This window comes from Streptomyces viridochromogenes DSM 40736 (genome assembly GCF_000158955.1).
GTDB classification, from domain to species: Bacteria; Actinomycetota; Actinomycetes; order Streptomycetales; family Streptomycetaceae; genus Streptomyces; species Streptomyces venetus.
In genome coordinates, this window is sequence record NZ_GG657757.1 from 303,291 (window position 1) to 328,353 (window position 25,063).

A 25,063-nucleotide genomic window follows, 5' to 3' on the forward strand; every position below is an offset into this window, starting at 1 on the left:
GGCCCGTCGGTGTTCCAGGGATACCTGGGTGACGACGGTGCCACCCGGGCCGCGCTGCGCGGCGGCTGGCTGGCCACCGGGGACCTCGGGCACCTGGACTCCGAGGGCTATCTGACGATCACCGGCCGCAAGAAGGACGTCATCATCACCAGCAGCGGCAAGAGCGTCGCCCCGGCCGCCCTGGAACAGCGGCTGCGGATGCACCCGCTGATCCACCAGGCGGTGGTCGTGGGCGACAACCAGCCCTGTGTCGGCGCCCTGATCACGCTGGATCCGGAGTTCCTCGCGCACTGGCGGGCGGCGCTGGCGCTCCAGGGCGAGATGCGGGAGGCGCGGGAGGAGAACGCGCTGCGGGAGGAGGTCGCGCGGGCCGTGGCGGCGGCCAACAGCGCCGTGTCCCGGTCGGAGTCGATCCGGGTGTTCCGGGTCCTGCCGGAGCCGTTCGACGTGACCAACGGACTGCTGACGCCGTCGATGAAGCTGCGCCGGGACGAGATCGTGCGGCACTACGCGTCCGAGATCGACGCGATGTACCAGTCACGCAGGCGTCCCGGGCGGGCGACGATCACCGCGGACGAAGCGTCGAACTGGGATGACTCGGACAATGTGTTCCGCTGAGCTCGGAGCTGGACGCGTAGCTCTCGCCCCCTCGGGAACACGCAACAGTGGCGACGCAAGAGAAAGGACGACAGCCCTGACGACAGCCCTTGCTGGCGCCGGGCCGGAAAGGCGATATGTCAACCGAGCCGCGTGGGGATGACGCACTGACCTCCGAGGAGATCCCGAGCCGCACGAACAGCTTCGTGGGCGAGCCGCACGACGTGACGGGAGCGCGGCTCGCAGCGGAGGAGTTCTTGCGTGATCTGGCACGCTCCGCACCCCCCTCCGCCCCCGAGTACTGGGACGACATCCTGTTGGTGGTGACGGAACTGGCCGCCAACGCGGTCCAGTACGCGCCGGGTCCGTTCGCGCTGCGGATGCGCCGGACCTTCGACGGGGTGCATGTGGTCCTGCACGACACCAGCAGCACGGAGCCCGCCCCCCGCCCCTTCGATCCGCGCAGCGGCGGCGGCGGAATCGGCTGGCACCTGATCCACACCCTGTGCGACCAGGTCAGCGTGGTGGCCGACGACCGCGGGAAGGACGTGCACGTCTTCCTGCCCTGGTGAACCGCGCGTGTCACGGGCGCGATGCGCCCGTGACCGGTTCGCTCAGGCCGAGGCCGTCTCGCGCGGCGGCAGCCGGTCGTAGTAGTCGCCCACGGCGCTCAGGTACTCCCGGTCCCTGGTCTCGCTGTCCGTCTGGAAGCGAGGTGCCGCCTTGGCGTCTGACCGGCTGCAGGCCAGCATGACCTTGCGGGCCTGCGGGTCGACCGCGGTGACGACTCCGGCCGGTACCAGGACACTGCGGCCGAACACCCAGACGCCGGTGTCGACGACCAGATGCCGCATGCCGTGCGGGGCCGCCTCCCGGTCCACGTGCCCGATCGTGCCGTCGGTCACGGCGACGGTGAACCCGGTCAGGTCCTGCCCCTCGACGTGACCGCTGTCCGGTGCGTACGACCAGATTCTGTCGATGGCCACGCTGCTCCATCCTCCCTGGGGGTGTGCGGATCCCTCGAGCCCGGGCGGACGGTTCCCGTCCGCCCCGCTCCACAGCAGCAATTACCCCCCTGCCGCAAGCGCATTCGGCCCACGGCCCGGCGGTCCGCGGGCTGTCGACGTCCGGGTCTCGGACGGGTTCGCCGCCGGAGGGCATGGAAGGTCTTTTCCGGGGTAATCGCGGGGCGCGGTGAAAACGGAGAGCGGCAGTGAAGGGAGGCGCATGAGAAACGGCATCAGAGCCCGCCCCAGGACCGGCATCGCCCCGCACCGCGGTCATCCGCAGAGGTGACCTGCCCAGGCCGTAGCACTTGTTGGAGGTACCCGTGCCCCTCGCCCAGAACCCGCTGTCCGTGGAAGTCGAACTGCCCCGGGAGGACGTGGCCCTGATCACGGTCGACGGCTACCTGGACGTCGACACCGCGACCGAGTTCCAGGCCCATCTGGCCAACCAACTCCACCACGGCCGACGGCACTTCCTGCTCGACCTCTCGTCCGTCCCGTTCATGGACTCGTCCGGGATGAACATCATCCTGCGGGTGTACCAGGAGACCCGCGGGGACGGCGGCAGCGTGCACGTCATCAGCCCGACTCCGGCCGTACGACGCGTGCTGGACCTGACCGGCGTCAGCATCACGGTGCCGATATCGGAGAGCCTGGAAGAGGCCCTGGCCCGTGTCGACGCCGGGCCGGCCGTGAGCCGGGCTGACGGGTCGACGAAGCGGTGCCCGGGGCACGCCTGCAGGACCGGCGGCGAGTGCCCTCGCTCCGCCTGCCCGACGTCGGTCACCCGCGTGCGCCGGTGACGGCGATGGTCGAAACGCCGTTCGTCGGGACCGAACGCTTGCGGCCGGATCAGGTGTCGTACGAGGTCGGCGCATGGTTAGAGTTGTCGCCCGGCAAGCGACACAGCGCCGTCTCGTTGCCTGAAGCGGGTTCGGCCGACGCAACGCGGATGAGCGGATGAGGAGAGAACCAGGTGCCGGAGCACGAAGCGGACGGACAGCTCGCCACGCCCACGCACGAGGTGAGGGACTTCCTGCACCGCCGGCGTGAGCAGATCGCCCAGCGGTGGGCGGACGAGCCCCTGTTCCGCGCCGTGTTCACCGTCTCGCGTGACGAGGCGGTGGAGGCGGGCAAGGTCGTCGTGGACGCGCTGACCCAGGTGGCGGACTCGGAGCAAGTGGAGGATCCGGACTCCGCCGGGTTCAGCGCGGTGCGCGAGCAGCTGGGCCGGATGGGCGCCGCCCGCTCGCGCGCCGGGTTGTCGAACACGCAGGTCTCCAGCGAGCTGGCCGCGCTGCGGCCGCCCGTCGAGAACCTGCTGGCCGCCGATCTGCAGCAGGCGCCGCCCGAGCACCTGCGGGCGTGCTCGACGGTCCTCACCGTACTGATGGGCACCCTGCGGCTGGTGGCGATGCAGACGGCGCTGAGCGAGTGGCAGGCGCTCAGCGACCGGCAGCGGATGCAGCTGCTGGAGGTGGCCACCCCCGTCATCCGGCTGTGGGACGGCATCGTGGCCGTGCCGCTGATCGGAACGCTCGACAGCGCTCGCAGCCAGGTCGTGATGGAGACGCTGCTGAACGCCGTCGTAGAGGAGCACGCCCGGTTCGCGATCCTCGACATCACCGGCGTTCCGACGGTCGACTCGCTGGTGGCGCAGCATCTGATGAAGACCGTCGCGGCGGCGCGGCTGATGGGCGCCGAGTGCATCGTCTCGGGCATCCGCCCCGCGATCGCGCAGACCATCGTCCACCTCGGCCTGGACCTGGACGTGATCACTCGCGCGAGCCTCGCCGACGCGCTGGGTTACGCGCTGCACCAGCTCGGCGCGGACATCGTGAAGCCAGGTGCGGGTCAGCGGTGAGCGACGCCTACTCCGGTCCCGTGACGGGGCACGTGCCGGTGCTCCGGCTCGGCGACGTCCTGCTGGTCACGCTCCAGGGGGATCTGCACGACAGCACGGCCCAGCAGCTCCAGCAGGACCTCGCGGAGACCGTCTCCCGTACCGGGGTGCGCGGTGTCCTGATCGACATCTCGGGCGTGGAGATCGTCGACTCCTTCCTCGGCCGGGTGCTGGCCGAGATCGCCGCGCAGGCCAAGCTGCTGGCCGCGCGGACCGTGGTGGCCGGTATGCGCCCCGCGGTCGCCATCACGCTGGTGGAACTTGGCCTGACGCTGCCCGGTCTCGGCACCGCGCTCAGCACCGAGGCGGGCATGGAGCTCCTCTCGCAGCAGGCCCCGTCCCGTCCGGGCGGTCCGCGTCAGGAGAGTCCGTGATGCACACTGCCGCGGGCGTGGAGGCCTGCCTGCCCATCCGGTCCGACATGGACCTGGTGTGGGTGCGACAGCACGTGCGGCAGGCCGCGGCCCGTCTCGGCTTCGGTCTGGTGGACCAGACGAAGCTGGTCACGGCGGCCAGTGAGCTGGCCCGCAACACCCTCGTGCACGGCGGTGGCGGACAGATGGCGGCGCAACACGTCAGCAGCCGGGGCTCGCAGGGGCTCCGGCTGGCCTTCAGCGACGAGGGGCCGGGCATCGCCGACCTGGAGCTGGCGCTCAGCGACGGCTACACCTCCGGTGGCGGTCTGGGCATGGGTCTGAGCGGTGCGCGGCGCCTGGTCCACGACTTCGAGATCGACAGCGCACCGGGCTCCGGCACCACCGTGCGGGTCACCTGCTGGGTGGTCCGGCCGCCCCGTCCGCGCGAGGGGGTCTGATGCCCCGCCTGTGGGACGTCCCGGTGCGCGACTCGACCCGGGTGCGCGACACGCGGGTCGCCGCGGAGGAGGCGGCGGCCCTGGCCGGACTCGACGAGCGAGCGCACCGCGGCCGCCGCGCTGGTCGCGACCGAGCTCGCCACGAACCTGCTGTCTCTAAGGCACGACGAGAGGTGTCAAGTTACTCATTCGAACGTCGTGGAACCCTCCCGGTGCTTCGGCCGGGCCGCCCGTGCGGGGTCCCGAATGGTGCAAGATCGTCGCGATCGACCACGGGCCCGGGGCATCGCCGATCTGCGCGCGGCGCTGCGTGACGGTGTTTCCCCGACGCGCTCGCCTTGGCGCCCGGCCCCGGCACGTGTTTGCGGCTTGCCGACGATTTCAACCTGCACCAACCACGCCCGGCCGCGGCACGGTCGCGGTGGCCCGTGTGGGCACCACGCAGCGCGGTGACGGCGTGTCCGCCGGACCGGCCGTGACGGTGTGGTCCGACGGGGTGTCGGGCGGCTGGGGCGACAGGTCGGGGCCCGGCGCCCCGGACTCGGTGTGGTCCGGGGGCGGGACCTCCGGCTCCGGACGCTGGCCGTCCGGCGTGCCGGACAGCGCCTCACAGGGCACCACGCCGGCGGGCACCGTGGCCTGCGGCGGCCTGACCGGACACGCGGCGGTGGCCGGCAGGCCCCTGCCGGGCGGCGCACCCGCGGACAGTGCGGGGTGGGCGGTCGAGCCCGGTCTCCAAGGAGCGCCTGCTCAGGGACCGCCGGACGGCGAGGCGGTTTCCGGCCGCGGGCTTCCAGGGGACGGTGGGGTCGGGGACGCCGCGCCGTCCGACCCGTCGGGGGAGCACTCCGTGCCGGGCGCCGGTGTGCGGGCCGGTGGGGTGAACATTCCCTATGCGGGTGCCGAGTTCTCGGGAGACGCCTGGACGTGGGTGCGTTCCGGGGACCTGGTGACGCTGATGCTGGCGGACGGGCTGGGGCACGGCCCGGAGGCCGCCCGGGCCTCGTCGGCCGCGGTCGCGGCACTGCACCGCTGGGCCCACCTCGGTCCCGCCGAGTCGCTGCGGCAGCTCCACGACGCCCTGAAGGGCACCCGCGGCGCGGCCGTCGCCCTGGCCCAGCTGGACCTGCGTGCCGGGCGACTGCGGTTCGCCGGCATCGGGAACGTGGGAGCGCGGCTTCGCACGGGCGGCACCTGGCATCCCCTGCTGTCCCGGCCCGGCATCGTCGGTGTGCACCGTCCCGCCACCCTCCGTGCGGAGGAGGCCGGCTGGACGGGCGACCCGCTGCTGATCCTGCACACCGACGGCCTGCCCAGCCGCTGGACACCGCCGTCCGACGCCGGCCCGGCCCCGGCCGACCCCGCCGTGACGGCCGCCATGACGATACGTGACGCGAGCAGTCCCGCCCGGCCGGTGCGGGACGACACCGCCGTGGCCGTGCTGACTCCGACCCCGCCGGAACACCCATGATGCGTACTTGGCAGATCACCACCGTCACCGACGCGGCCCGCGCCCGCATCGCCCTCGCGCGACTGGCCGCGGCGTACGGTGTGCCCACCGTCGAGCGGACCCGGCTCGCCGCCGCCCTCAGCGCCCACCTGCGGCAGTGCCTCACCAAGGGCGGCACCTGGCTGCTCACCCTGGACATGGCCGGCTCCCCCGCCGAGGAAGGACTGCTGCACGCCGTGGTGACGCCGTCGCCGGAGGCCTGTGCCGCCGGGGAGCCGCCGTGGGAGGTCACGGTCCCCTGTCCCGAGGCGGCCCGCGCCGCGGAGGACGGCGCCGTCGCGAACGACCCCGCGGCCCTCGCGGAGGCGCTGCTCGGCGCCGACGAGGACACGGCCGTGGTGCTGGACAAGCTCTCCGAGCAGGAGGATCTGGTCGCCTTCCACCGCGAGGAGCTGCACCAGACCAACCAGGGCGTCCTCGCGCTGCACGCGGAGCTGGACGCGGCCGGGCTGGCCCAGCGCGAGGCCTTCGCCGCCGAGCGCAGCGCCCGGAACGAGGCGGAGAGCGCCCGCCGCAGACTCACGTTCCTCGCGGACGCGAGCGCCGTGCTGACCTCCTCGCTCAACCACGAGGAGATCGTGCGCCGGCTACCGGACCTGCTGGTTCCGGAGTACGCGAACAGTGTGGACATCTGGCTGTTCGACCACGAGGAGGACAAGCGCCGGTCGACGCCGCACCCGGCCGCCGCCGTGGTCGCGGCCCGCACCGGCCGGCCCCAGTACGCCGCCGACCATCCCGGCGGCCTGCCCGGCGTCGACGACCATCCGCCGTCGGCGCTCGATCCCGGGCGTCCGCTGCTGTGCGTTCCGCTGCCGACGCGGCGGGCGCCGCTCGGGGTGCTGACCCTGTCGCCGCCCGGCCCCCGCTGGGACCCGGACGACGCGGTGATGCTGATCGAGCTGACCCGGCGGGCCAGCATCGCGATCGACAACGCCCGGCGTTTCGAACACAACCGCGACATCGCCGAGACGCTGCAGCGGGCCCTGCTCACGGATCTCCCGGCCACGCCGGGCCTGAGCCTCGCGGCGCGCTATCTGCCCGCCACCCACGGGCTGAACATCGGCGGTGACTGGTACGACGCCTTCCGCCAGCGCGACGGCGGTCTCATCACGGTCATCGGCGACGTGACCGGGCACGGTCTGCACGCGGCCGTCATGATGAGCCAGTTGCGCACCGCGCTGCGGGCGTACGCCGTGGACGGCGACAGCCCGGGCCGGCTGCTGACCCGGCTGCACCGGTTCCTGCACCATCTGCAGCCGGACCTGTACGCCACCGCCGTCATCGCGCGGTTCCACCCCGACGAGCCCACGCTGACGTGGGCGGCAGCGGGCCATCCACCGCCGGTGCTGCGGCTGCCCGACGGAACCGTGCGCACCCTCGACGCCAAACCCGGTGCCATGCTCGGTATCCCCCTCACTCAGGAGATCGCCGACCACACGGTGCGTCTGTCGCCCGGCTCGACGCTCGCGCTGTACACGGACGGGCTGGTCGAACGGCGCGCGCAGGGCATAGACCCCGGCATCGAGCGGCTGGCGGAGGCACTCGGCGGATTCCGCTCCGCGGAGCTCGACGCGGACCTGGAGGGCTCGGCCGACCGGATCCTGCATCCGCTGCTGAGCGACTCCGAGCGCGACGACGACGTGTGTCTCTTGCTGTGTCACCTCCAGGGGGAGGGCGCCCGGCCCTGACGGAAGGGCCGGTTCTGCGGGGTCTGTGCACGCGTTCTTCACGCCGGCCTGGTGCTTTTCGGCCACGGGGCGGGCATGGTGGTGATCGACGTGTTCGTCTGCCTGCCGCGTCCGGCTGGCGTGCCGGTCCGGGACGCGATGGGATCGATGGGGTGCGAACCAGCGATCCAGGGGCAGTCGAAAGGCGTTCGAGGCAGACCGCCTGGAGCCGCAGAAAGGGATGAACACCGTGACACGACCCAGGATCCTGGTGGTTGGCGCAGGCTTCGCCGGCGTGGAGTGCGTCCGCCGTCTGGAACGGAAACTCTCGCCGGACGAGGCCGACGTCACGCTGGTGACGCCGTTCGCCTACCAGCTCTACCTGCCGCTGCTCCCCCAGGTCGCCTCCGGCGTGCTGACGCCGCAGTCGATCGCCGTCTCGCTGCGCCGCAGCAAGAAGTACCGCACCCGCATCATTCCGGGCGGTGCCATCGGCGTCGACCTGAAGTCCAAGGTCTGCGTCATCCGCACCATCACCGACCAGATCGTCAACGAGCCGTACGACTACATCGTGCTGGCCCCCGGCAGCATCACCCGCACCTTCGACATCCCGGGGCTCACGGACCACGCGTTCGGGATGAAGACCCTCGCCGAGGCCGCCTACGTCCGTGACCACGTCATCTCGCAGCTCGATCTCGCGGACGCGAGCCAGGACCCCGACGAGCGGGCCTCGCGGCTGCAGTTCGTGGTCGTCGGCGGCGGCTACGCGGGCACCGAGACCGCGGCGTGCCTGCAGCGCCTGACGCATGCCGCCGTGAAGCGCTACCCCCGGCTGGACCCGGGTCTGATCAAGTGGCATCTGATCGACATCGCTCCGAAGCTGATGCCGGAGCTCGGCGAGAAGCTCGGCAGCAGCGCACAGGAGATCCTGCGGCGGCGGGGCATCGAGATCTCCCTCGGCGTCTCCATCGCCAAGGCGGGCCCGGAGGAGGTCACCTTCACCGACGGGCGTGTGATCCCGACCCGCACGCTCATCTGGACCGCCGGGGTCGTCGCCAGTCCCCTCATCGCCACGCTCGGCGCGGAGACGGTCAAGGGGCGGCTCGCGGTCGCCCCCGAGCTGAAGCTGCCCGGCGACGACGGGGTGTTCGCGCTCGGCGACTCGGCCGCCGTGCCCGACCTCGCCAAGGGCGACGGGGCGATGTGCCCGCCCACGGCCCAGCACGCCCAGCGGCAGGGCAGGCACGTCGCCGACAACGTCATCGCGTCACTGCGGGGCGGCCCGCTGAAGCCGTACGTGCACAAGGACCTCGGGCTCGTGGTCGACCTCGGCGGCACGGACGCGGTTTCCAAGCCCCTGGGCATCGAGCTGCGCGGCCTGCCCGCCCAGGCCGTCGCCCGCGGCTACCACTGGTCGGCGCTGCGCACCAATGTGGCCAAGACCCGGGTGATGACGAACTGGCTGCTCAACGCGGTGGCCGGTGACGACTTCGTACGGACCGGCTTCCAGACCGGCAAGGCCGCCCGGCTGAAGGACTTCGAGTACACGGACGCCTACCTGACGCCGGAGCAGGTACGGGCGCACATCGAGGGAGCCGGCCGGCAGGGGTGAGGGCCGGGCGGGAGCTTCCGTTCGCGGCATGACATGCTGAGGCGCGGATCTTGGTGTGCGGTGTGAGTCGGGAGAGAGTGCGGCGGCGTGAGGGCAGCGGGACGCTCGGTGCGGACACGACTGCGGGACCGGATCGCGGCGTCCGACCCCGGGCTGCTGCGCCTGACGGCCGGGCTGCGGACGGTGGGCGCCATCGCCCTCACCCTGGCGGTGCTCGCCACGCTGGGGGCGGATGTGCACCTTCTGGTGGCGGGGGCCATGGCGGCGATGGTCGCCACCTTCGCCATCCGGGAGAAGCAGCTCGGTCCCCAGGCCGTGACACTGGCACTGGGCCTGCCGGTGGCCCTGGCCTCCGTGTGCCTGGGCGCTGTGCTCAACGCCCGTCTCTACGCCGGTGACATCTTCTTCGTCGTCCTGATCTTCTGCGCGGTGTACTGCCGCCGGTTCGGTGACCGCGGCACAGCGCTGGGGCTGATCGGCTTCCAGGTCTACTTCCTGTCGCTGTTCGTCGGCGCCACGCTCTCCTCGCTGCCCGCACTGTGCGGCGTCATCGCCCTGGCCTTCTGCTCCAGCGCCCTGCTGCGTTTCGCGGTCGTGCCCGCGACCCCGACGGCCGTCCTGCAGCGGCTGCGCCTGGCCTTCCGCGCCCGGCTGGCCCAGCTGGTGTCCGCGCAGCTCGACCTCCTCGACGCCGGCACGGACGAGATGGACAAGGCCCTGGAGGCCGTGCGGGACGGCACCGCGAGGCTGCACGAGAGCGCGATGATGATCCAGGCGCGGCTGGAGGAGGGCACGCCGGACGAGTCGGCGGCGCGGCTCGTGCAGCGCCGTATCGCGGACGCCGAGATCGCCGCCGAGCGGCTCGGTCTGCTGCTGCTGACCGCCCGCACCGCCGAACGGGCCGACACGCTCACCCTGCATCTGCCGGGCGCGCCCGCGCCCTCGGTCGGGCAGGCCGCGGTGCCGGACGAGGCCACCGCCACGCTCCGTCGTGATCTCCAGGCGCTGCGCACCCTCGTGCTGCGGGCGGGCGGCGGGGACTCGGGGACCGCGCTGGCCCACGTGCGCAACCGGCTCCTCGGCTACCGGGACGAGGAGAACCTGCCGCCCGCGTCCGCCGCCGTCCAGGACGTGTTCCGGGGCATCGGAGAGTCGGCCCGGGCGGTGCTGGGGCTGCGGATCGCGCTGGACGGCCCGCAGGACGAGTCGGACGACTCCCCCGCCACGGCGCGCTCCCGCGAGGAACTGGATGCCGAGGACGCCGCGATCGACGGCGGCGAGGAGGCGGAGCCGCAGGAGGAGACGGGACTGCGGCGGCCCACGACGCGTGCGGCCGTGCAGGTGGCCGTCGGCTCGTCGCTGGCCATCGCGGGCGGTGAGCTGCTGTCCGCGCAGCGCTGGTACTGGGCGGTGCTGACCTGCTGGATCGTTTTCCTCAACACCGCCTCGACGGGCGAGATCCTGGTCAAGGGCTATCGCCGGCTGCTGGGCACGGTGTTCGGCGTGGTGGCCGGGATCGTGCTGGCGGGTCTGGTCGGGCAGCACACGTGGACGGCGTTCGCCCTGGTCCTGGTGCTGATCTTCGCGATGTTCTACGTGGCGCCGCTGTCGTACACACTGATGTCGTTCTTCGTCACCGCGATGCTGGGGCTGCTGTACACGCTCCTGCACACCTACAGCCTCGACGTGCTGCTGCTGCGGGTGGAGGAGACGGCACTGGGCGCGGCCTGCGGAGTGGCCGCGGCGGCGCTGGTGCTGCCGGTGCGGACCGACCGCCGTACCAACGAGCTGCTCGGCACGGTGCTGGAGCGGCTGGTCTCCGTCACCGAGGCCGCGGTCGGCCAGCTGAGCGGCGGACCGCCGGACGAACTGCTGGACAAGGCGCGCGACCTGGACCAGGCGCTGGCCGATCTGCGGGCCGCCACGCAGCCTCTGATCCACCCGGTCACGCCGTTGCGGGCCCGGCGGCACACGGCCCGGTACGTCGTGGCGCTACTGGAGACCTGCGCCTACCACGCGCGGACGCTGGCGGCGACCGCCGAGCTGCTGCCCACACATCCCTCGATCGCGGCGGACCCGCGACTGCGCGGGGCCGCGGCGCGCACCGTGCGCAACATCGAGACCATCGCGGTCCGGGTCGCGGACCAGCACGCCGCCGCGCTGGTGGAGACCGGGCCAAGCATCGCCTCACTGCTGGGATCCGACGCCGGCACTCCGCGCTACGGCCGGATCACCGACCGCGTGCTGCGGCATCTGGAGCGGCTGGACGAGGCCGTGGTCGGTCTCGCCCGGCCGCTCGACGTGCCGGTGGCGGCGCCCCAGAAGTGAGGGGCCGCGCGAGAAGGGCGTCCGGGCCGCATCAGAAGTCCGTGGGCAGTCCGCTCACCTCGGCGATGCCGCGCAGCTCTTCCGTCTGCCGGTGACGTTCCTTGATGTAGTCGGCGATCTCGCTCAGGCGGATCGGGTCGGACGCGGTGCTCGCGTCCGTGACGATCCTGACCGGTCCGGTGTCGTCGACGTCGAGTTCGATCACTTCGTTGTCCAGGCGGCCGGTGACCGCGGTGGCGATGACGAGGGCCACCTCGTCACGGATCTCCTGGGGCAGTTCGTCGTCGCGCCCGGAGTCGAGCGCGAAGTCGAGGCTGGACAGGCGCTCCTCGTCTATCGCCTGGAGGACCGGTTCCACCACACGCATCAGGAGGCGGTAGTCCTCCGTGTCCATCCGGATGCGCAGGAGGTCCAGGTACACGTCCACCACGGGACGGCCGTCGTCTTGCGGAATCTCGGAATCGCTCATCCGTCCCGTGTTCCCCGCGAGACGCCGCTCAGACCCGTCGCCAGCGGGCCATGGCGAAAGAGAACACTCCGAAGAGCACGAGCCCGGCCGCGACGCAGACCAGCAGCCAGGGGCCCAGCGGGGTGTCGGCGAAGGTGCGCAAGGTGTCGTCGAGCCCCTTGGCCCGGTCGGGTTCGTAGTCGATCGCCGCGCGGACGGCGAAGACGCCGGCCGCGGCGAACACCAGCCCGCGGGCGGCGCCCCCGGCCACACCGGCGACGTCCACCAGTTGCCGGGTCCGGGGACCCATCTCCCCGAGGCGGAGCTTGTCGCGGTACTTGCGGAGCACCGCCCGTACCCCGATCCACCCGCCCGCCGCGACGATCGCGATCCCGGCCGCGCCGACCAGCCACTGGCCGGCGGGCATCTCCAGCACCTTGGCGGTGGCGTCCCGGGACTGCCGGTCGCTGGATCCGCCGCCGCTCTGGTTCCGGCTCGCCGCGAAGGACAGCACGGAGTAGGCGACGAAGACGTAGAAGCCGAAGCGGACCGTCGCCAGCAGCCGCTTGCGTGCGCTGCGGCCGTCCGGTCCGACGGAGCCGAAGAGCGCCTCGGACAGCCGCCACAGGGCCATGCCGGCGAGCCCGATGCCCAGCGCCCACAGCAGCACCGCGCCGAACGGCTTCTGCGACAGTTCCGCCAGAGCGCCCCCGCGGTCGGCCTGCTGCTTGGTGTCGCCGAAGGCGACCTGCAGTGCCAGCGCGCCGACGAGCAGATAGATCACGCCTCGTGCGGCGAGTCCTGCCCGTGCCGCCCCCTCGGTCACCGACCCCCGCGCCACCCGCCGGGCCCGGAACCGTCCGCTGCGTGCCAACACACTCGTGTTCATGTGGACCTCCCGGAGTCCGGATGCCCCGGGTTCTCCCCCGCATACGCGGCGTAGCCGCCGGACCTGTGGGTTCCGGTCACTTGGCAGGACGAAGGGGCCCGGTCGACGGCTGGTGTCCGTCGGCCGGGCCCCTCAGGTGCCGGCGCTTCCCGTCGTGTCAGGCGCACACGAGGGTCATGCCGGCTCCGGAGTCCGCAGGTGCTCTTCGATGGTGGGCGGCGGGGCGGTCCCGCGGGCCGGTGCCGGGCCGGCCGCGAGCCAGTGGTGAGCGAGCTCGAGGGCGCGCTCGACATCCCGGGTCCCGGTGGACACGCACAGCGTGTACGCCAGGTCGCGGCTCCGTGTGCTCAGGTCGGCCGGTTCGCTCGCCGCCTCGGCGGCCGACAGGGCCTCGTACTCGTCGACGAGGCGGCGCAGCACGGCAGGATGGGGCCTCAGCATGTTTTTTTCGCTCCTGGTGGGTCGGGTGGTCAGGCCGTCTTGGAGGTGCCGTCGGGGCCCCGGCCGGCGCCGCGCTGTCCCAGGACCTCGTCGCGCACGCGGGCGCAGCTGCGGGTGATGAGCCGGGAGACGTGCATCTGGGAGATGCCCAGCTGATCGGCGATGCGGCTCTGCGTCATGTCCTCGAAGAACCGCATGTAGAGGATGGCCCGTTCGCGTTCCGGCAGGCGGCGCAGGCCTTCCTTGGCGGACTCGCGGTCGACCACGACGTCGTAGGACGTGTCCGACGCGCCGAGGGTGTCCGCGAGGCTGTAACCGTCGTCGTCGGCCGAGAGCTCGGCGTCCAGCGACAGGGTGCTGAAACTGTCCAGGGCCTCCAGCCCGGCGTTGACCTCTTCCTCGGTGAGGCCCGTGTGCGCGGCGAGGGCCGGCACGGAGGGTTCGGGGCTGCCCGGGTTCTGGGTGAGTTCACGGCGTGCCACCCGCACCTTGTTGCGCAGTTCCTGCACACGGCGGGGGACCCGCAGGGCCCACATGCGGTCCCGGAAGTGCCGCTTGACCTCGCCGGTGATGGTGGGGACGGCGTAGCTCTCGAAGGCGCCCCGGCTCGGGTCGAAGCGGTCGACGGCCTTGACCAGGCCCAGGGCGGCCACCTGCCGGAGGTCCTCGATCGACTCTCCCCGGTCGCGGAAGCGGCCGGCGATGCGGTGGGCCATGGGCAGCCACAGGGCGACGAGTTCGTCGCGGACGGCTTCCCGCTCGGGTCCTTCCTCCAGCTCCGCCATCCGGGCGAAGAGGGTCGCGGTGTCCGGAGCGTCGTCGTGCCGCCGCCGGGTGGCGGTGGTCGCCGTTTCGGGCGTGCCGGGACGGTTCGTGGGCGTATCGATGAGCATGCGGATTCGCTCCTGACCAACAGGGATTTCAGGGACTTACCGCGGGAAGGTCGCCGCCCGGATCGCCTGGAGGGCCCCCGGGGCAGTCATACCGCTCCCGCTGGCGCGCCTCCGGTCCGAAGCACGAGACTGCGACTGCCCTGCACCCGGGGGAACAAACTCCGCTTTGCTGTGCAATCTTTCGGGAACTCGCACACGGTCTTCAGGAGAGGGGCACGACGGCGGTGATGCACTTGCCGCCGGCGGGGAGGTCCGACACCCGGACGTCACGCGCGAGCCGGCAGACGATGGGCCAGCCGTGGCCGCCGTGCCGCAGCCGTCCGTGCGGGTCGGTCCGCGGTGCCGTGACGGGCAGTTCGTCACTGCCGTCGCTCACCGACACGCGCAGGCCGGGGCCGTCGATGTCGACCTGGAAGTCGGTGACGCCGCCGCCGTGCAGGATCGCGTTGGTCGTCAGTTCCGAGGCGACCAGCAGCGCGTCGGACAGGGCGTTCACGTCACACGGGGTGTGGGTGGCCCGGCAGCGTTCGGCGATCGCGCGCTCCACGGCCCGGCGCGCCTCGGCCGGCTTGCACGGCCGGACCCGGCTGGCACCGGGCGGCTCGAATACGGATTCGATCATGTGCTCCTCGCACATCCTTCAGCTCCCTGGTCGGTGAGGACGAAGCCGGGTCCGGGCCGCGTACCGTGGCCGCCGCACGGGCACACCCCGGGCTCACGGACCCGCTGACTGCTGCCGCCCGCGGTGTTCGAGGCGCGCATCGCGCGAGCGCCGCGGGTCTCACTCTTCGGCTCACCTCTCCCCGCACCTGCAAACCTCCGGTTCGCCCGAAAAGCCCCCTCGACGAGGCCGGAAAGCCCCCGGACGGATGCGAATCGGTGCCATCCTCAGGCGTTGCGGGGGTACGCGGTCCGCATGACCGATGTGGTGGATTCGGATGAACTCCTGCGGCGCATCCAGCGTGCGCGGGCCTGTGCGGTGCGCGAGGAGCGGGCGTGGCGGACGAGGAGCGAGGAACTGGGTGCGACCGACCCGCAGGGCGCCAGGGACGCGACCGTGCGGCGGATGTCCTACGAGGCGGTGCTCAGGGTGCTGGACGAGATCCTGACTCCGGGCAAACACGCCGCCGAGGGCTGACCTGGTGAGCCGGGGCCCGGTGACGGGCCCGGGTGCACCTGACGGACCCCACGGATCCGGAGCTGGGGACGGTCCGGGCCCTCGCCGAGGACGCGGATTGAAGTGAAACGGGTCACGCGGCCCGGTCTCGGGTACGCTGGGCCCCGGTGAATGGTTTACGGTTCACTCATACGTGGTGACGGAGTCGACCCCTCGTCCTCCGTGCATCACCTCTGACGGCCCTGGCTGGTCTCCCCCGTCCAGCCAGGGCTTTTTCATGCTCCGAGAAAGTTGTGTCCGTCGAGGTGCCCGGGGCCCCGCCAGCGGCTGAAATGGGCGTAGGGAACGCACCGGAAGTCGACCGCACGGCGAGGAGCTCCGGATGACCAAAGCGATCAAACTCCTGAACGCCCTGCCTCCGCCCCAGCGGCAGCGTCTGATGGCGCTCGCCCGGGAGGTGTCCTTCCGCGAGGACGCCCGGATCTTCGAAGAGGGCGGTACGGCCGACCGCTTCTGGGTCATCCGCTCCGGTGCCGTCTCCCTGGACCAGGAGGTGAACTCCCTGCAACGGGTGACCGTGGCGAGCCTCGGCGCGGGCGACCTGCTCGGTTGGTCCTGGCTGTTCCCCCCGCACAGATGGGACTTCGGCGCGGTGGCGTTCAGCCCGGTACGCGCCTACGAGTTCGACGCCGGGGCCGTGCTGGCGCTGTGCGAGGAGGATCCCCAGCTCGGGGTGACGCTGGTGCGGTCGGTCGCCGAGGTGCTCGCGCACCGGCTGGAGATGACCCGGGGCAAGCTGATGGAGCAGTACACCCTGCACCGCAGAGGGGCCCTGTGAGACGTCAGACCCGGTAGCGCAGCGCCGGGACCGCCGCGGCCAGCGCCAGCATCACGACGACGACCAGCAGCCCGCCCCCGGCGACGGCGGTCCGGGGACCGAAGGCTGAACCCGCGGTGCCGTGCAGCACGTCGGCGAGGCGCGGGCCGCCCGCCACGACGACGGTGAAGACGCCCTGCATGCGCCCGCGCATCTCGTCGGTGGCGGCGGACAGCAGGATCGCCCCTCGGAAGACCATCGAGACCATGTCGGCCACCCCTGCCACGGCCAGGAACGCCACGGCGACCCACAGGTTCCGGCTCAGCCCGAAGCCCGCGATGGCCACGCCCCAGACGACGACCGCCCCGATGACCATCCAGCCGTGCCGCCGCGCCCTGGAGAAGGTGCCGGAGAACAGTCCGCCGAGCACCGCGCCGATGGGGATCGCCGCGAACAGCAGCCCCAGCGCGAGCCCCTCGCCGTAGGGCGCGTAGGTCTGGGCGGCGAGCTGCGGGAACAGCGCCCGGGGCATGCCGAGGACCATGGCGATGATGTCGGCGAGAAACGACAGCAGCAGCACGGTGTGCCCGGAGATGTAGCGGAAGCCGGCGGCGATCTCCCGGACTCCCGCACGCCGCGCCGCCGCCGTCGCGGACAGCGGCGGCAGCGACGGCAGCCGGTACACCGCCCACACCGTCACGCACAGGGCCAGGGCGTCGATCAGGTACAGCTCGGGCAGGCCGACCACCGGGATGAGAGCGCCGGCGAGCAGGGGCCCGGCCACCTGGCCGGTCTGCATCACGGTCGAGCCCAGGGCGCCCGCCGCGGGCAGTTCGTTCTCGGGGACCAGGCGGGCGATGGAGGCGCTGCGGGCCGGCGCGTTGAGACCCCAGAAGGCCTGCTGCATCGCGAGCAGCAGCATGAGCGCGGGCACCGACTCCAGGCCCGCGAAGGCCTGGAGCCAGAACAGCAGCGAGGTGACGGCGATGCCGCTGTTGGTGATGAGCAGCAGTTTGCGCCGGTCCATGCTGTCGGCGATCGCCCCGCCCCACAGCGCGAACACGATCAGGGGCACCAGCCCGGCGAGGCTCGCGGCGCCCACCCAGGCCGAGGACCCGGTGATGTCGTAGATCTGCTTGGGTACCGCGACGGCGGTGAGCTGGCTGCCGACGGCCGTGACGATGGTCGAGATCCACAGGCGGCGGTAGGCCGGGCGGCGCAGCGGGCGGGTGTCCATGGCCCAGCGCCGCCAGCCGAGTCTGCGGGGCGCCTGCGGCGCCGGGTCCTGCTCTTCGGTCAGGCTCTCGCTGGTGTCCACTCGCCGCTTCCTGGATGGTTCCTACATCTGTCCGGGCCGGGGTTCACTATCGCACCGGCTGCCGGAGGGCTCGGAGCCGAGGTGTCAGCTTCCGGCGATGAGCGCGGCACCGAGCACGATCATCGTGACGGCGAGCACGCCGTCCATGACGCGCCAGGCGGCCGGCTTGGCGAGGAAGCGGCCGAGCATCCGGGCGCCGAAGCCGAGGGCGGTGAACCAGCACAGACTGGCCAGCACGGCGCCCAGACCGAACGTCCAGCGCAGCGGGCCGTGGTCGGCGGCGACGGAGCCCAGCAGGAACACGGTGTCGAGATAGACGTGCGGGTTGAGCCATGTCATCGCCAGACAGGTGAGCACGGCACTGCGGCGCGACCCGGCCGCCTCCCCCTCCGCCCGGAGCCCGCCGCCCTCGGGCCGGAACACCCGGCGGGCGGCCAGGGCGCCGTAGCACAGCAGGAACGCGCCGCCGATCCAGCCGACCGCCGTCAGCGCGCCTGGCCACGCCACCACCACCGCTCCGACCCCGCCGACCCCGAGCGCGATGAGCGCGGCGTCGGACAGGGCGCAGATGCCGACGACGGCGAGGACGGCGTCACGGCGGATCCCCTGGCGCAGGACGAAGGCGTTCTGGGCGCCGATGGCGACGATGAGGGACAGGCCGGTGCCGAAACCCGCGGCGGCGGCGGTGAAGGTGCTGGTCATGACCCCGACGCTACGGACGGACAGTCTTCAGGTACAGCTAATGATTCTTACGTATCATTAGCCGGCGTGATGGCACGGTGATGACGGACCTCCCTCTGGACCAGGTGCGGACCCTGCTCGCGGTCGTGGACGAGGGGACGTTCGACGCGGCGGCGGCCGCCCTGCATGTGACACCGTCGGCGATCAGCCAGCGCGTCAAGGCGCTGGAGCAGCGCACGGGACGGGTGCTGCTGCTGAGGACCAAGCCGGTACGGCCGACCGAGTCGGGCGAGGTGCTGGTGCGGCTGGCCCGTCAGGTGGCGCGCCTGGAGCAGGACGCCCACGCGGAACTCGGGCTGAGCGGGACCGGGGAGCCGACCCGGGTGTCGGTGGCGGTGAACGCGGACTCGCTGGCCACCTGGTTCCTCCCGGTGCTCACGCGCGTACCGGAGGACCTGCGGCTCTGCTTCGAACTGCGCCGCGAGGACGAGGACCACACGGCGGCGCTGCTGCGCGAGGGCGTGGTGATGGCCGCGGTGACCTCGTCGCCCGATCCCGTGCCGGGCTGCTCCGTGCGGTCCCTCGGGCGGATGCGCTACATCCCCGTGGCCGCGCCGGACTTCGCCGCCCGCCACCTCGACGGCCCTCTGGAGCGGGTGCTCCTCGACGTGCCCGTGGTGGCGTTCGACCGCCGGGACGACTTCCAGGACGGCTTCGTCCGCCGGCTGACCCGCGGGCGTGGCGGGGCGAGCGCGTTGCGGCACTACGTGCCGACCTCGGAGGGGTTCGTGGAGGCCGTCGCCGCCGGGCTGGGCTGGGGCCTGGTGCCCGAGGCCCAGGCTGAACCGCTGCTGCGCACCGGCCGGCTCGTCGGGCTCGCCCCGGGCAGGACGGTCGACGTGCCGCTGTACTGGCAGCAGTGGAAGCTCGACTCGCCGGCGCTGGCGCAGGTGGCGGAGACGGTGACGGCGACCGCCGCGCAGGCGCTGCGGGCGTGAGGCACTACTCCCGCGATCCGTCCAGCCGGGCCGCCGCGCTGTCCAGCAGCATGTCCAGGGCCGTCGGATAGGCGCTGGTGACCATGCGGGTGGCGAGCAGCGGTGCCGCCTCGGCGATGCGGGGGTGGGTGGCGGCGGGCAGGCGGGCGTACGTCGAACGCCACATCTCCTCGTCGGCATGGAGCGAGACGCTCGGCAGGGCCAGCGACGCCGCGTCGAGGGCGGCGATGCCCAGGGTGGTGTCGATGAAGGCGTGGTAGACGCGCACCGCCTCCGGCAGCGGGAAGCCCGCCCTGCGCAGGATGTCCAGGACGGCCTCGTCGGCGGCGAGTTCGTTGGCCCGTCCCGAGACCCGGCTCGCGGTGAGCACCGCCGCCTGCGGGTGCGCCACGTACGCGGCGTGGATGCGCAGCCCGACGGCCCGCAGGTCGGCCCGCCACTCCCCCGTCGGCGCCCAGCCGTCGAGCGCCTGGCCGATCAGCGCGTCGCCGATGGCGAGCGTCAGGTCGTCCATGCCGCGGAAGTACCGGTAGAGCGTGCTCGGGTCGGCGTCCAGGGCCAGGCCGAGCCTGCGGGCGGACAGCCCCGCGCTGCCGTGCTCGCGCAGCATGCGCAACGCGGTCTCGACGATCAGCTCCTCGGACAGCACGGTGCCGCTCTTGGTGGGCCTGCGCCGGCGGCGCTTCTCCTCGGGCACCACGGGCTTGGGCACGACAAGCTCCCTCCTCCCCCTTATGCCAACACCATTGACCTTAAGACACACGGCGGCGTTGGATCTCTCCAAGGACGTGTCACGTTCTTCGCAAAAAGGGAGTTTCCGTCATGCGTGTACTGCTCGTGGGTGCCGGTGGTGTGGGCGGCGCGATCACCCGGATCGCCGCCCGACGGCCGTTCTTCGAGGCGATGGTGGTGGCCGACTACGACCCGGCCCGGTCCGGGGCCGCGGTCGCCGCGCTGGGCGGCGACGCCCGGTTCACCGCCGAGCGGGTGGACGCGAGCGACGAGGAGGCCGTGGCCCGGCTGCTCGCGCGGCACCGCTGCGACGTTCTCCTCAACGCCACGGACCCGCGTTTCGTGATGCCCCTGTTCCGCGCGGCACGCGCCGCGGGCGCCGGCTACCTCGACATGGCGATGTCGCTGTCCCGCCCGCACGCCGAGCGACCGTACGCGCAGTGCGGGGTCAAGCTCGGCGACGAACAGTTCGAGCAGGCGGCCGACTGGGAGAAGGAGGGCGTGCTGGCCCTCGTCGGCATGGGGGTGGAGCCGGGCCTGTCGGACGTGTTCGCGCGCCACGCCGCCGACGAACTCTTCGACGAGATCGAGGAGATCGGCGTCCGCGACGGCGCGAACCTGACCGTCGACGGATACGACTTCGCGCCGTCGTTCAGCATCTGGACCACCATCGAGGAATGTCTCAACCCTCCGGTCGTCTACGAGAGGGACCGGGGCTGGTTCACCACCGAACCCTTCAGCGAGCCCGAGGTCTTCGACTTCCCCGAGGGCATCGGCCCGGTCGAGTGTGTGAACGTGGAGCACGAGGAGGTGCTGCTCGTCCCGCGCTGGGTCGACGCGCGCCGGGTCACCTTCAAGTACGGGCTGGGACGGGAGTTCGTCGAGACGCTGAAGACGCTGCACCTGCTGGGCCTGGACCGCACCGAGCCGGAGACCGTGCCGGGGCCGGACGGTCCGGTGGCGGTCTCGCCCCGGGACGTGGTCGCGGCCTGCCTGCCCGACCCCGCGACCCTGGGCGAGCGGATGCACGGCAAGACGTGCGCGGGCACCTGGGTGCGGGGCGTCAAGGACGGGAAACCACGCGAGGTGTACCTCTACCACGTGGTTGACAACCAGTGGTCGATGGCGGAGTACGGCTCCCAGGCGGTGGTGTGGCAGACGGCCGTCAACCCTGTCGTCGCGCTCGAACTCCTCGCCACCGGCGCCTGGTCCGGCGCGGGCGTGCTCGGCCCGGAGGCGTTCCCGGCCCGCCCGTTCCTGGAGCTGCTGACGGCCTACGGCTCGCCCTGGGGCATGCGCGAGATGTGAACGGTAGTCCGGCGAGACGCTGTTTCACCAAGCATCGACAGGTGACCCGAAAAGGAGTAAGCATCCGAACAGGCACGTTTCTACTGTGATGCAGGTGACTTCGATGGACAACTGGCGAGACCACGCTGCCTGCCGGCACGAGGACCCCGAACTCTTCTTCCCGATCGGCACCACCGGGCCGGCCCTGCTGCAGACGGAGCAGGCCAAGACGGTGTGCCGCGGCTGCCCCGTGCAGGATCGGTGCCTGGAGTGGGCGATGGACACAGGACAGTCCATCGGCGTGTGGGGCGGGACCAGCGAGACGGAACGGCGTGCGCTGAAGCGGCGCGCGGCCGCCCGTCGCCGCTCCGGCTGACGTCCGCCATCACCCCTGGGGGTTCAGCCGCGACGCGGCGGCCCCCAGGGGTTCTCGTGCCAAAAGACCTCGGCCTTCGCCTCGGCGCGCTGCACCGTGGGAGCGGAGTTAGGCTCGCGGCACACCCGTCCGTCGCCGAAGGGGCCGACCATGAGCGTTCGTGTGCGCCGCGTCTACGAACCGCCCGAGCCGGACGACGGCGTGCGGGTGCTGGTCGACCGGCTGTGGCCACGCGGACTGGCGAAGGACGCGGCGCGGGTGGACGAGTGGCCGAAGGCGCTCACCCCGTCGACGGAGCTGCGCCGCTGGTACCACGCGGACGAGGGCTCGTACGAGGAGTTCGCCGAGCGCTACGAGGCGGAGCTCGCCGCCGACGAGGCCGCCGAGCTCCTCGACCATGTCCGTGACCTGGTCCGCAAGGGAGATGTCACGCTGCTGACCGCGTCGAAGACGCCCGAGCGGAGCCACGCCACGGTGCTGGCCCGCCTCTTGGAGGACTGAGCCCGGCTCCCCCCTGCGGTCCTCAGGCCGTCTGCGTCGCCGCCGCGCGGCCCGCCGCCCGGCCCGAGAAGAGGCAGCCGCCGAGGAAGGTGCCCTCCAGCGCGTTGTAGCCGTGGACACCGCCGCCGCCGAAACCGGCCACCTCACCGGCCGCGTACAGCCCCTCCACCGGCCTGCCGTCGGTGCCCAGCGCGCGGGAGTCGAGGTCGGTCTGGATGCCGCCGAGGGTCTTGCGGGTGAGGATGTGCAGCTTGACGCCGATGAGGGGGCCGGCCGCCGGATCGAGGATGCGGTGCGGGGTCGCGACCCGGCCGAGCCGGTCGCCGACGTAGCGGCGGGCGTTGCGGATGCCCTGCACCTGGGCGTCCTTGGCGTAGGGGTTGGTCAACTGCAGGTCGCGCGCCTCGATCTGGCGCTTGATCCCGGCCGCGTCGAGGAGCGGCTTGTCGGTGAGCTCGTTCATCTTCGCGACGAGCTGCTCCACACTGTTCGCGGTCACGAAGTCGGCGCCCTTGCGCAGGAACGCGTCGACCGGTCCGGGCGCGCCCTTGCCGAGGATGCGTTCCTTGAGGAACCCGGCGCGGTCCTTGGCGGTGATGTCGGGGTTCTGCTCAGAGCCGGAGAGGGCGAACTCCTTCTCGATGATCTTCTGAGTGAGGACGAACCAGGAGTGGTCGTACCCGGCGATGTCCTCGGTGGTGCGCAGGTGCTTCAGGGTGCCGAGGGTGTCGTAGCCGGGCAGGTACGGGCCGGGCAGACGGCGGCCGAGGGCGTCGAACCACATCGAGGACGGTCCGGGCAGGATGCGGATGCCGTGGCCGGGCCAGATGGGGTCCCAGTTCCGCAGGCCCTCGGTGTAGTGCCACATGCGGTCGCGGTTGACCAGCCGGACGCCCGCCTCGGCGCTGATGTCGAGCATCCTCCCGTCGACGTAGGCGGGGACGCCGGTGACCATCTCCCGCGGCGGGGTGCCGAGGCGCTCGGGCCAGTGGCGGCGGACGATGTCGTGGTCGGCGCCGATGCCGCCGCTGGTCACGATCACTGCCTGGGCGGTGAGTTCGAACTCGCCGACGGCGTCGCGGTTGGAGGCGACGCCGCGGGGTGAGGTGTCCTCGGCGAGGACCGTGCCGCGCACGCCCGTGGCGGTGCCGTCCTCGACGACGAGCGCGTCGACACGGTGACGGTGGTGGAAGGTGAGCAGACCGTCGCGGGCGGCCTGCCTGGCGTACCGGACGAACGGTTCGACGACGCCGGTGCCGGTGCCCCAGGCGATGTGGAAGCGGGGCACGGTGTTGCCGTGCCCGTGCGCCGTGAGGTCGCCGCGCTCGGCCCAGCCGACGGTGGGCAGGAACGTGATGCCGTGCCGGTCCAGCCAGGACCGCTTCTCCCCCGCGGCGAACTCGACGTAGGCACGTGCCCAGCGCACGGCCCAGGAGTCCTCGTCGTCGAGCCGGTCGAAGCCGGCGCTGCCCCGCCAGTCGCTCCAGGCCAGGTCGAAGGAGTCCTTGATGCCGAGGCGCCGCTGCTGCGGGGAGTCGACGAGGAACAGCCCGCCGAAGGACCAGAAGGCCTGACCGCCGAGGTTGGCGGCGTTCTCCTGGTCGACGAGGGCGACCCTCCTGCCCCTGCTGGTGAGTTCGTGTGCCGCGACCAGGCCGGCGAGGCCCGCTCCGACGACGATGACGTCGGCGTCCATGCGACCGTTCCCTTCGTCAGTTCCGCGTGTGGTCGGGGGTGCCGCTGCCATCGGTCAGCAGGGCCGTGAGCAGTTGCTTCAGCCAGGTGCGGGCGTGTTCCACGTCCCGGTCCAGCAGCAGTTGCGTGGTGACGCCGTCGTAGGCCGCGACCACGGCGTGGGCGGCGCCGTCCGTGTCGCCCAGCACGGCGGGCAGCGCGGTGTGGCCACGGGCCCGGGCGAGCCGGTCGGCGACGGCCTGCCGCAGCCGCGCGCGGTGTTCCAGCAGGCTTCGGGCCACCTCCGGGTCGCGGGCGGCGTGCACGAGGAAGTCCGTCTTCACCAGGAGCCAGTCCCGGTCGAGGAGCAGCACCTCGGTGACCCGGTCGACGGCGGCGGGCACGTCGAGATCGGGACCGTCGAGGGCGAGGGCGCCGGAGACCTGTTCGGCGATCACGTCGGCCCGCTCGCGGTAGAGGGCGAAGAACAGCTCGTCGAGGCTGGAGAAGTTGGAGTAGAAGGCGCCCCTGCTGTAGCCGGCGGCCTCGCAGACCTCCTCGATCGAGACGTGCCCGAAGCCCTTGGCGGCGAACACGGAGAACGCCGCGCGGAGGAGATTGGCGCGGGTCTGGACACGGCGCCTGGTCACGCGCCCGGTGGTTCCCTCGACGGCCATGCTCGGCCCCCTTTCGATACAGAACTGTATTCGATACATCGGTGTATCGAAAGGCCGAACCCATGCCCCTTTTTCTATGGAACAGATTTTCGATTCAGAGGTACTCTGGCGGCATGCACCTCCAGGGCTCTCTCTTCGACCAGACCGACGAGCTGCGCCTCGGTCCCCTCGACGGGATCGGCCGTACCCACCTCGGCTTCGGCGCCTGGCTCGATGTCCTGCCCGGGTGGCTCAGCGGCTCCGACGCGCTGTTCGAACAGCTGGTCTCGGAGGTGCCGTGGCGGGCCGAGCGGCGCAAGATGTACGACAACGTCGTCGACGTGCCCCGGTTGCTCGCGTTCTACGCCGCCGAGGACCCCTTGCCGCACCCGGTGCTGACCGAGGCGCGGAACGCGCTGAGCGCCCACTACGGTGAGGAACTGGGCGAGCCCTTCGCCACGGCCGGACTGTGCTACTACCGCGACGGCCGGGACAGTGTGGCCTGGCACGGCGACCGCATAGGGCGCGGAGCGCGCGAGGACACGATGGTCGCGATCCTGTCCGTGGGAGCGCCCCGGGACCTGCTGCTGCGCCCGATGCGGGGCGGCCGTGACACCGTGCGCCGTCCGCTCGGCCACGGCGACCTCGTCGTGATGGGCGGCTCCTGCCAGCGCACCTGGGAGCACTCCGTTCCCAAGAGCGCGCGCGCCACGGGCCCGCGCATCAGCATCCAGTTCCGCCCGCACGGCGTGCAGTGAGCAGGCCGAACGACCCCGCCGCGCCGGACCGTTGAGGCG

The 25,063-nt window shown here is 72.1% G+C and carries 27 protein-coding genes and 1 pseudogene; 17 read left to right on the plus strand and 11 right to left on the minus strand.

Annotated features, from left to right (window positions below; genetic code table 11):
• Both SSQG_RS01415 and SSQG_RS01420 read left to right on the plus strand, forming a co-directional pair.
• Positions 1–618, plus strand: a pseudogene (locus SSQG_RS01415) (AMP-binding protein); the annotation flags it as partial.
• 116 nt (positions 619–734) lie between these two features.
• Entirely contained in the window at positions 735–1,169 is a 435-nt protein-coding gene (locus tag SSQG_RS01420) for an ATP-binding protein (protein WP_003987862.1), read from the plus strand.
• 42 nt (positions 1,170–1,211) lie between these two features.
• On the opposite strand, the gene SSQG_RS01425 is transcribed toward SSQG_RS01420, so the two are convergent.
• Complete coding sequence (locus SSQG_RS01425; RefSeq protein ID WP_039931748.1) at positions 1,212–1,583, minus strand: hypothetical protein; 372 nt, start codon at positions 1,581–1,583, stop codon at positions 1,212–1,214.
• Between the two features lie 344 nt (positions 1,584–1,927).
• Between SSQG_RS01425 and SSQG_RS01430 the strand changes: the two genes are divergently transcribed.
• The 8 genes from SSQG_RS01430 (at position 1,928) to SSQG_RS01465 (ending at position 11,438) form a co-directional block, all read left to right on the plus strand.
• Positions 1,928–2,407: an STAS domain-containing protein gene (locus SSQG_RS01430; RefSeq protein WP_003987866.1), complete on the plus strand. Its 480-nt coding sequence runs from the start codon at positions 1,928–1,930 to the stop codon at positions 2,405–2,407.
• A 173-nt stretch (positions 2,408–2,580) separates the two neighbouring features.
• Entirely contained in the window at positions 2,581–3,468 is an 888-nt protein-coding gene (locus SSQG_RS01435; RefSeq protein ID WP_003987868.1) for an STAS domain-containing protein, read from the plus strand.
• A complete protein-coding gene (locus tag SSQG_RS01440) occupies positions 3,465–3,881 on the plus strand; it encodes an STAS domain-containing protein (RefSeq protein ID WP_003987869.1) in 417 nt (138 codons plus the stop codon). Before SSQG_RS01435 ends, SSQG_RS01440 begins: the two co-directional genes overlap by 4 nt.
• Positions 3,881–4,321, plus strand: a complete 441-nt coding sequence (locus SSQG_RS01445) for an anti-sigma regulatory factor (RefSeq protein ID WP_003987870.1) — start codon at positions 3,881–3,883, stop codon at positions 4,319–4,321. The genes SSQG_RS01440 and SSQG_RS01445 overlap by 1 nt, the downstream gene beginning before the upstream one ends.
• A gap of 430 nt (positions 4,322–4,751) precedes the next feature.
• Entirely contained in the window at positions 4,752–5,792 is a 1,041-nt protein-coding gene (locus SSQG_RS38725; protein WP_244299007.1) for a SpoIIE family protein phosphatase, read from the plus strand.
• Positions 5,789–7,519 (plus strand): PP2C family protein-serine/threonine phosphatase, encoded by a 1,731-nt coding sequence (locus tag SSQG_RS01455; protein WP_003987872.1) that lies wholly within the window; start codon positions 5,789–5,791, stop codon positions 7,517–7,519. The genes SSQG_RS38725 and SSQG_RS01455 overlap by 4 nt, the downstream gene beginning before the upstream one ends.
• Positions 7,520–7,739: 220 nt before the next feature.
• Positions 7,740–9,110 (plus strand): NAD(P)/FAD-dependent oxidoreductase, encoded by a 1,371-nt coding sequence (locus SSQG_RS01460; protein WP_003987873.1) that lies wholly within the window; start codon positions 7,740–7,742, stop codon positions 9,108–9,110.
• A gap of 87 nt (positions 9,111–9,197) precedes the next feature.
• On the plus strand, positions 9,198–11,438 hold the full coding sequence (locus SSQG_RS01465; RefSeq protein WP_003987874.1) for an FUSC family protein: 2,241 nt from the start codon (positions 9,198–9,200) through the stop codon (positions 11,436–11,438).
• Positions 11,439–11,469: 31 nt separating this feature from the next.
• Here SSQG_RS01465 and SSQG_RS01470 read toward each other — a convergent pair whose 3' ends face one another.
• From SSQG_RS01470 to SSQG_RS01490, 5 genes are all read right to left on the minus strand, one after another.
• Complete coding sequence (locus SSQG_RS01470) at positions 11,470–11,907, minus strand: hypothetical protein (protein ID WP_003987875.1); 438 nt, start codon at positions 11,905–11,907, stop codon at positions 11,470–11,472.
• A gap of 28 nt (positions 11,908–11,935) precedes the next feature.
• Positions 11,936–12,775 carry a DUF1206 domain-containing protein gene (locus SSQG_RS01475; RefSeq protein ID WP_003987876.1) on the minus strand — a complete coding sequence of 280 codons (840 nt, stop codon included), beginning with the start codon at positions 12,773–12,775 and terminating at the stop codon, positions 11,936–11,938.
• A gap of 174 nt (positions 12,776–12,949) precedes the next feature.
• Positions 12,950–13,216: a DUF5133 domain-containing protein gene (locus SSQG_RS01480; RefSeq protein ID WP_003987877.1), complete on the minus strand. Its 267-nt coding sequence runs from the start codon at positions 13,214–13,216 to the stop codon at positions 12,950–12,952.
• 29 nt (positions 13,217–13,245) lie between these two features.
• Positions 13,246–14,109: a SigB/SigF/SigG family RNA polymerase sigma factor gene (locus SSQG_RS01485; RefSeq protein ID WP_003987878.1), complete on the minus strand. Its 864-nt coding sequence runs from the start codon at positions 14,107–14,109 to the stop codon at positions 13,246–13,248.
• Between the two features lie 202 nt (positions 14,110–14,311).
• The gene (locus SSQG_RS01490; protein ID WP_003987879.1) at positions 14,312–14,746 is read right to left on the minus strand and encodes an ATP-binding protein; all 435 of its coding nucleotides are present in this window, start codon (positions 14,744–14,746) and stop codon (positions 14,312–14,314) included.
• A 279-nt stretch (positions 14,747–15,025) separates the two neighbouring features.
• Here SSQG_RS01490 and SSQG_RS01495 point away from each other — a divergent pair, with 279 nt between their 5' ends.
• On the plus strand, positions 15,026–15,247 hold the full coding sequence (locus SSQG_RS01495; protein ID WP_039934613.1) for a hypothetical protein: 222 nt from the start codon (positions 15,026–15,028) through the stop codon (positions 15,245–15,247).
• 361 nt (positions 15,248–15,608) lie between these two features.
• A complete protein-coding gene (locus tag SSQG_RS01500) occupies positions 15,609–16,064 on the plus strand; it encodes a cyclic nucleotide-binding domain-containing protein (protein ID WP_003987881.1) in 456 nt (151 codons plus the stop codon).
• Positions 16,065–16,068: 4 nt separating this feature from the next.
• Here the strand turns inward: SSQG_RS01500 and SSQG_RS01505 are convergent, their stop codons facing one another.
• Together SSQG_RS01505 and SSQG_RS01510 are read right to left on the minus strand one after the other, a co-directional pair.
• The gene (locus tag SSQG_RS01505) at positions 16,069–17,361 is read right to left on the minus strand and encodes an MFS transporter (RefSeq protein WP_003987882.1); all 1,293 of its coding nucleotides are present in this window, start codon (positions 17,359–17,361) and stop codon (positions 16,069–16,071) included.
• A gap of 84 nt (positions 17,362–17,445) precedes the next feature.
• Positions 17,446–18,063, minus strand: a complete 618-nt coding sequence (locus SSQG_RS01510; RefSeq protein WP_003987883.1) for a LysE/ArgO family amino acid transporter — start codon at positions 18,061–18,063, stop codon at positions 17,446–17,448.
• Between the two features lie 80 nt (positions 18,064–18,143).
• Here SSQG_RS01510 and SSQG_RS01515 point away from each other — a divergent pair, with 80 nt between their 5' ends.
• On the plus strand, positions 18,144–19,040 hold the full coding sequence (locus SSQG_RS01515; protein ID WP_039931749.1) for a LysR family transcriptional regulator ArgP: 897 nt from the start codon (positions 18,144–18,146) through the stop codon (positions 19,038–19,040).
• A gap of 4 nt (positions 19,041–19,044) precedes the next feature.
• Here the strand turns inward: SSQG_RS01515 and SSQG_RS01520 are convergent, their stop codons facing one another.
• Entirely contained in the window at positions 19,045–19,752 is a 708-nt protein-coding gene (locus SSQG_RS01520; protein ID WP_039931750.1) for a TetR/AcrR family transcriptional regulator, read from the minus strand.
• Positions 19,753–19,862: 110 nt separating this feature from the next.
• On the opposite strand from SSQG_RS01520, the gene SSQG_RS01525 reads away from it, so the two are divergent.
• The 3 genes from SSQG_RS01525 to SSQG_RS01535 all read left to right on the plus strand — a co-directional run bounded on the left by SSQG_RS01525 (position 19,863) and on the right by SSQG_RS01535 (position 21,936).
• Positions 19,863–21,080 (plus strand): saccharopine dehydrogenase family protein, encoded by a 1,218-nt coding sequence (locus tag SSQG_RS01525; RefSeq protein ID WP_003987887.1) that lies wholly within the window; start codon positions 19,863–19,865, stop codon positions 21,078–21,080.
• A gap of 103 nt (positions 21,081–21,183) precedes the next feature.
• Positions 21,184–21,435 carry a WhiB family transcriptional regulator gene (locus SSQG_RS01530; RefSeq protein WP_003987888.1) on the plus strand — a complete coding sequence of 84 codons (252 nt, stop codon included), beginning with the start codon at positions 21,184–21,186 and terminating at the stop codon, positions 21,433–21,435.
• Between the two features lie 150 nt (positions 21,436–21,585).
• Entirely contained in the window at positions 21,586–21,936 is a 351-nt protein-coding gene (locus SSQG_RS01535) for a DUF488 domain-containing protein (protein WP_003987889.1), read from the plus strand.
• Between the two features lie 22 nt (positions 21,937–21,958).
• On the opposite strand, the gene SSQG_RS01540 is transcribed toward SSQG_RS01535, so the two are convergent.
• Positions 21,959–23,632 carry an FAD-binding dehydrogenase gene (locus SSQG_RS01540; protein ID WP_003987890.1) on the minus strand — a complete coding sequence of 558 codons (1,674 nt, stop codon included), beginning with the start codon at positions 23,630–23,632 and terminating at the stop codon, positions 21,959–21,961.
• A 16-nt stretch (positions 23,633–23,648) separates the two neighbouring features.
• On the minus strand, positions 23,649–24,287 hold the full coding sequence (locus SSQG_RS01545) for a TetR/AcrR family transcriptional regulator (protein WP_039931751.1): 639 nt from the start codon (positions 24,285–24,287) through the stop codon (positions 23,649–23,651).
• Between the two features lie 113 nt (positions 24,288–24,400).
• Between SSQG_RS01545 and SSQG_RS01550 the strand changes: the two genes are divergently transcribed.
• Positions 24,401–25,024: an alpha-ketoglutarate-dependent dioxygenase AlkB gene (locus SSQG_RS01550; protein WP_003987892.1), complete on the plus strand. Its 624-nt coding sequence runs from the start codon at positions 24,401–24,403 to the stop codon at positions 25,022–25,024.
• Positions 25,025–25,063: the final 39 nt, after the last annotated feature.

Coding starts and splice junctions, on each gene's coding strand:
- SSQG_RS01475 (WP_003987876.1), bottom strand. CDS start 12,775: ATGAACACGAGTGTGTTGGCACGCAGCGGACGGTTCCGGGCCCGGCGG.
- SSQG_RS01420 (WP_003987862.1), top strand. CDS start 735: ATGTCAACCGAGCCGCGTGGGGATGACGCACTGACCTCCGAGGAGATC.
- SSQG_RS01495 (WP_039934613.1), top strand. CDS start 15,026: ATGACCGATGTGGTGGATTCGGATGAACTCCTGCGGCGCATCCAGCGT.
- SSQG_RS01470 (WP_003987875.1), bottom strand. CDS start 11,907: ATGAGCGATTCCGAGATTCCGCAAGACGACGGCCGTCCCGTGGTGGAC.
- SSQG_RS01460 (WP_003987873.1), top strand. CDS start 7,740: ATGAACACCGTGACACGACCCAGGATCCTGGTGGTTGGCGCAGGCTTC.
- SSQG_RS01545 (WP_039931751.1), bottom strand. CDS start 24,287: ATGGCCGTCGAGGGAACCACCGGGCGCGTGACCAGGCGCCGTGTCCAG.
- SSQG_RS01480 (WP_003987877.1), bottom strand. CDS start 13,216: ATGCTGAGGCCCCATCCTGCCGTGCTGCGCCGCCTCGTCGACGAGTAC.
- SSQG_RS01490 (WP_003987879.1), bottom strand. CDS start 14,746: ATGTGCGAGGAGCACATGATCGAATCCGTATTCGAGCCGCCCGGTGCC.
- SSQG_RS01540 (WP_003987890.1), bottom strand. CDS start 23,632: ATGGACGCCGACGTCATCGTCGTCGGAGCGGGCCTCGCCGGCCTGGTC.
- SSQG_RS01455 (WP_003987872.1), top strand. CDS start 5,789: ATGATGCGTACTTGGCAGATCACCACCGTCACCGACGCGGCCCGCGCC.
- SSQG_RS01550 (WP_003987892.1), top strand. CDS start 24,401: ATGCACCTCCAGGGCTCTCTCTTCGACCAGACCGACGAGCTGCGCCTC.
- SSQG_RS01510 (WP_003987883.1), bottom strand. CDS start 18,063: ATGACCAGCACCTTCACCGCCGCCGCCGCGGGTTTCGGCACCGGCCTG.
- SSQG_RS01485 (WP_003987878.1), bottom strand. CDS start 14,109: ATGCTCATCGATACGCCCACGAACCGTCCCGGCACGCCCGAAACGGCG.
- SSQG_RS01445 (WP_003987870.1), top strand. CDS start 3,881: ATGCACACTGCCGCGGGCGTGGAGGCCTGCCTGCCCATCCGGTCCGAC.
- SSQG_RS01535 (WP_003987889.1), top strand. CDS start 21,586: ATGAGCGTTCGTGTGCGCCGCGTCTACGAACCGCCCGAGCCGGACGAC.
- SSQG_RS01500 (WP_003987881.1), top strand. CDS start 15,609: ATGACCAAAGCGATCAAACTCCTGAACGCCCTGCCTCCGCCCCAGCGG.
- SSQG_RS01530 (WP_003987888.1), top strand. CDS start 21,184: ATGGACAACTGGCGAGACCACGCTGCCTGCCGGCACGAGGACCCCGAA.
- SSQG_RS01515 (WP_039931749.1), top strand. CDS start 18,144: ATGACGGACCTCCCTCTGGACCAGGTGCGGACCCTGCTCGCGGTCGTG.
- SSQG_RS01525 (WP_003987887.1), top strand. CDS start 19,863: ATGCGTGTACTGCTCGTGGGTGCCGGTGGTGTGGGCGGCGCGATCACC.